Here is a 4,018-nt window from a genome sequence, read left to right on the forward strand (position 1 = left end):
CGGGGACCAGGACGAGTTCGGCGTCCGGGAGCTCCTCGCGAAGACCCTCCGCGAGCGCCCCCGCGACCTCGTGCGCCGAGAGGGTGCCCTTGAACTTGTCCGGGGCGAGGACGATCTTGGTGGGCTTCACGAGAAGGTGCCCGCCTAGTCGAGCAGCGCGACGATTGCGGTCGGGGCATCCTCGCGGCGCTCCGCGAGGTCCTCGAACTCGACCACGTTGTCGAGCTCGGTGCCCATCGCGATGTTCGTGACACGCTCGAGCATGGCCTCGACCACCACGGGGACCTTGTACTCGGCCATGAGGGCGCGGGCCTTCTCGAAGGCCGGGCCCAGATCCTCCGGGTGCTCCACGCGGATGGCCTTGCAGCCCAGGCCCTCGGCCACCTTGACGTGGTCCACGCCGTAGCCCTGGGCCCGCTCCGAGCCGGTCGCGTTCACGTTCTCGAACGCGAGGGACACGTGGTAGTCCATCTCGAAGCCGCGCTGCGACTGGCGGATGAGGCCCAGATACGAGTTGTTCACCACGACGTGGATGTACGGCAGCTGGAACTGCGCGCCCACGGCGAGCTCCTCGATCATGAACTGGAAATCGTAGTCGCCCGAGAGTGCTACAACGGTCTCGCCCGGCTTGCCGCGCACCACGCCGAGGGCCGCGGGGCCCGTCCAGCCGAGCGGACCCGCCTGGCCCGCGTTGATCCACTTGCGCGGACCGAACACGTGGAGCAGCTGGGCGCCAGCAATCTGCGAGAGGCCGATCGTCGTGACGTAGGTCGTCTCGGGGCCGAACGACTTGTTCATCTCCTCGTAGACGCGGAACGGCTTCATGGGCACGTTGTCGTAGTGCGTCTTGCGCTGCATCCGGCCGCGCTTGTCCTGGGCGGACTCGGCCCAGGCCGAGTAGTCCGGGAGCGTGCCGGCGGCCTCGCGCTCGCGGGCCACCTCGAGGAGGGCCTCGAGCGCGAGCCCCGCGTCGGAGACGATGCCGAAGTCGGGGGAGAACACGCGGCCGATCTGCGTCGGCTCGATGTCGATGTGCACGAACTTCCGGCCCGCGGTGTACTTCTCGATCGAGCCCGTGTGGCGGTTCGCCCAGCGGTTGCCGATGCCGATCACGAAGTCGGACTCGAGGAAGGTCGCGTTGCCGTACTTGTGGCTTGTCTGGAGGCCAACCATGCCCGCCATGAGGCGGTGGTCGTCCGGGATGGCGCCCCAGCCCATGAGGGTCGGGACCACCGGCACGTTGAGGAGCTCGGCGAGCTCGACGAGCTTGTCCGCCGCGTCCGCATTGATGATCCCGCCGCCGGCCACGATGAGCGGGCGCTCGGCGGCCGTCAGCATGTCGAGGGCCTTCTCGGCCTGCTTGCGCGTGGCGCGCGGCTTCTCGACGGCGAGCGGCTCGTAGGCGTCGATGTCGAACTCGATCTGGGCCATCTGCACGTCGAACGGCAGGTCGAGCAGCACCGGGCCGGGGCGGCCAGTGCGCATGAGCTGGAACGCCTTCTGCACGGCGCCGGGGACCTGGCCGGGCTCGAGGATGGTCATGGCCATCTTGGTGAGCGGCTTGGCGATGGACTCGATGTCCACGGCCTGGAAGTCCTCCTTGTGCAGCTTCGCGACGGGCGCCTGGCCCGTGAAGCAGAGCATGGGGATGGAATCGGCCTGGGCCGCGTAGAGGCCTGTGATCATGTCGGTTCCGGCCGGGCCGGACGTGCCGAGGCACACGCCGATGTTGCCGGCCTTCGCGCGGGAGTAGCCGTCCGCCATATGCGAGGCGCCCTCGACGTGGCGGGCGAGCGTGTGGCGGATGCCCCCGTGGGCCTTCATCGCCGAGTACAGCGGGTTGATCGCGGCGCCGGGCAGGCCGAACGCCTCGGTGGCGCCTTCCTTCTCCAGGATGGCCACGATCGCGTCGACAGTGCGCATCTTTGCCATGTCGGTGCTCCTTAAGGGTGGGTGTGGGGGCCGCGCGCCTGCGCTGCCGCTTAGTTCTTGCCGGAGAGCTCGTTGGTGAGCTTGAAGAGGCCGGAGTGGTCGAGGCCGCCGTCGCCGCGGGCGACGAGGGCGGACACGAGCTGGGCCACGGCCGCGCCGAGAGGCACGACGACGCCGGCCTCGCGCGCGGCGGAGGTGACGATGCCAAGGTCCTTGTTGTGGAGGGCCAGGCGGAAGCCGGGGTCGAAGTTGCGGTCGAGCATCTTCCGGCCCTTCTGGTCGAGGACCTTCGAGCCTGCAAGGCCGCCGCCGAGGACCTTGAGCGCGGCGTCGGTGTCAACGCCGTAGGCCTCGAGGAAGACGATGGCCTCGGAGAGCGCCTGGATGTTGACGGCGACGATGAGCTGGTTCGCGGCCTTGACGGTCTGGCCCGAGCCGGAGGGGCCGACGTGGACGATTGTCCTGCCGACGGCGTCGAGGACCGGCTTGGCGGCCTCGAAGTCCTCGGCGGAGCCGCCGACCATGATCGAGAGAACGGCGTCGATGGCCCCCTGCTCGCCTCCCGACACCGGCGCGTCGAGCGGGCGGATGCCGGCGGCGCGGGCGTCTGTAGCGAGGCGGGCGGCCACGTCTGGGCGGATCGACGAGGCGTCGATCCAGAGGGCCCCGGGCTTCGCGTTCGCGAAGACGCCCTCGGGGCCGCTCACGACGCCCTCGACGTCGGGGGAGTCCGGCACCATCGTGACGATGACGTCGGCGTCCTTGACGGCGTCCGCGATGCTCTCGGCGCCGCGGCCGCCCTCGGTGACGAGCTTGGCGATCTTGTCAGAGCTGCGGTTGTAGCCCGTGACCTGGTGGCCGGCCTTGACGAGATTCACGGCCATGGGAAGGCCCATGATTCCGAGACCGATGACTGCGACGTTGCTCATGTTCTCTCCTGGAAGTGCGGGGAGGGCGGGTAGGGCTGGAATAGCGGGTTCTGGTGGGCGCGACAGTCAGCCGGCGACGGGCCGGATGGCCCACTTGAAGGCCTCGGCCGCGGGGGCCTTGTACTCGAGGCCGATGTAGCCGGAGTAGCCCAGCTCGCGGGAGCGGGAGATCCACTCTCCGAGCGGAAGCTCGCCGGTACCGGGGGCCCCGCGGCCCGGGTTGTCGGCGATCTGGATGTGGCCGAAGTCCTTCGCGTGGCCCTCGATGACGGCCGCGACGTCGTCGCCGTTGACCGCGAGGTGGTAGAAGTCCGCGAGGAGCTTGACGTTGTCCACGCCCGCCCCCTCGGTCTTGCCGATGACGGCGAGCGCGTCCGCGGCGGTCTTGAGCGGGTAGGCCGGGGTGCCGGAGACGGGCTCGAGCAGTACAGTGCCGCCGATCTCGGCGATGCCCTTGGCCGCCGCCACGAGGTTCTCGAGCGCGAGTTCGTCCTGCGCCTCGGGGGTGGAGTCGGCCAGGCGGTTGCCGTAGAGGGCGTTGAACGCCTTCGTGCCGAGCCGCTCGCCGATCGCGGCGACGACTGCGATGTTCGCCTTGAACTCGCCGCCGCGGCCGGTCCACGAGACGAGCCCGCGGTCGCCGGCGGGCATGTCGCCCGCGAAGAAGTTGAGGCCGCTCAGCCGCACGCCGGCGTCCCGGATCGCGGAGACGAACGCGTCGACGTCCTTGTCGGCGGGCACCGCCTCCGCGAAGGGCCACCAGAACTCGACTGCGTCGAAGCCAGCGGCCTTCGCGGCCGCCGGGCGCTCGAGCAGCGGAAGCTCGGTGAGCAGAATGGAGCAGTTCACCGTGTACGTCATTGTCGGGGTCCTCTCGACGCGATTTTCGTATGGCGGAAGAAGATTTTCTCTTGATGAAAGTGTAGGACTGAGGGCGGAGCCGGGTCAACCCGGTATACCGCTCCGGTTCCCTGAGCTGCGGCGCCGGCTTCCCCGGGTTCTATGCCGGCTTCCCCAGCTTCGTCCCCGGCTTCCCTAGCTTCACCGCGGACGACGGCGGCGCTCGCCCGGGATTCCGGGCGTCACCGAACGCAGGGGTCGCCGAAGTCGGGGAGACCGGCGGGGGAAGTTGGGGAGGCCGGTTTACGAGATGGGGA

At 69.5% G+C, this 4,018-nt stretch carries 4 protein-coding genes; all 4 read right to left on the bottom strand.

What is annotated here, in order from left to right:
* Positions 1-130, bottom strand: a 130-nt coding sequence (locus ACLN58_RS19000; RefSeq protein WP_415856803.1) for a glycerate kinase, incomplete at its 3' end; no start/stop codon positions are given.
* 14 nt (positions 131-144) lie between these two features.
* Positions 145-1,932, bottom strand: coding sequence for a glyoxylate carboligase (gene gcl / locus ACLN58_RS19005; RefSeq protein WP_415856800.1), 1,788 nt, complete (start codon positions 1,930-1,932; stop codon positions 145-147).
* Between the two features lie 50 nt (positions 1,933-1,982).
* On the bottom strand, positions 1,983-2,861 hold the full coding sequence (locus ACLN58_RS19010; protein ID WP_415856801.1) for a 2-hydroxy-3-oxopropionate reductase: 879 nt from the start codon (positions 2,859-2,861) through the stop codon (positions 1,983-1,985).
* Positions 2,862-2,927: 66 nt separating this feature from the next.
* Positions 2,928-3,722, bottom strand: coding sequence for a hydroxypyruvate isomerase family protein (locus ACLN58_RS19015; protein ID WP_415856802.1), 795 nt, complete (start codon positions 3,720-3,722; stop codon positions 2,928-2,930).
* Between the last annotated feature and the right edge of the window lie 296 nt (positions 3,723-4,018).

It is taken from the genome of Sinomonas sp. G460-2 (assembly GCF_047759905.1).
Taxonomy (GTDB): Bacteria; Actinomycetota; Actinomycetes; order Actinomycetales; family Micrococcaceae; genus Sinomonas.

Excerpts from the sequence above, each read along its gene's own strand:
- ACLN58_RS19015 (WP_415856802.1), bottom strand. The coding sequence starts at position 3,722 with ATGACGTACACGGTGAACTGCTCCATTCTGCTCACCGAGCTTCCGCTG.
- ACLN58_RS19010 (WP_415856801.1), bottom strand. The coding sequence starts at position 2,861 with ATGAGCAACGTCGCAGTCATCGGTCTCGGAATCATGGGCCTTCCCATG.
- gcl (WP_415856800.1), bottom strand. The coding sequence starts at position 1,932 with ATGGCAAAGATGCGCACTGTCGACGCGATCGTGGCCATCCTGGAGAAG.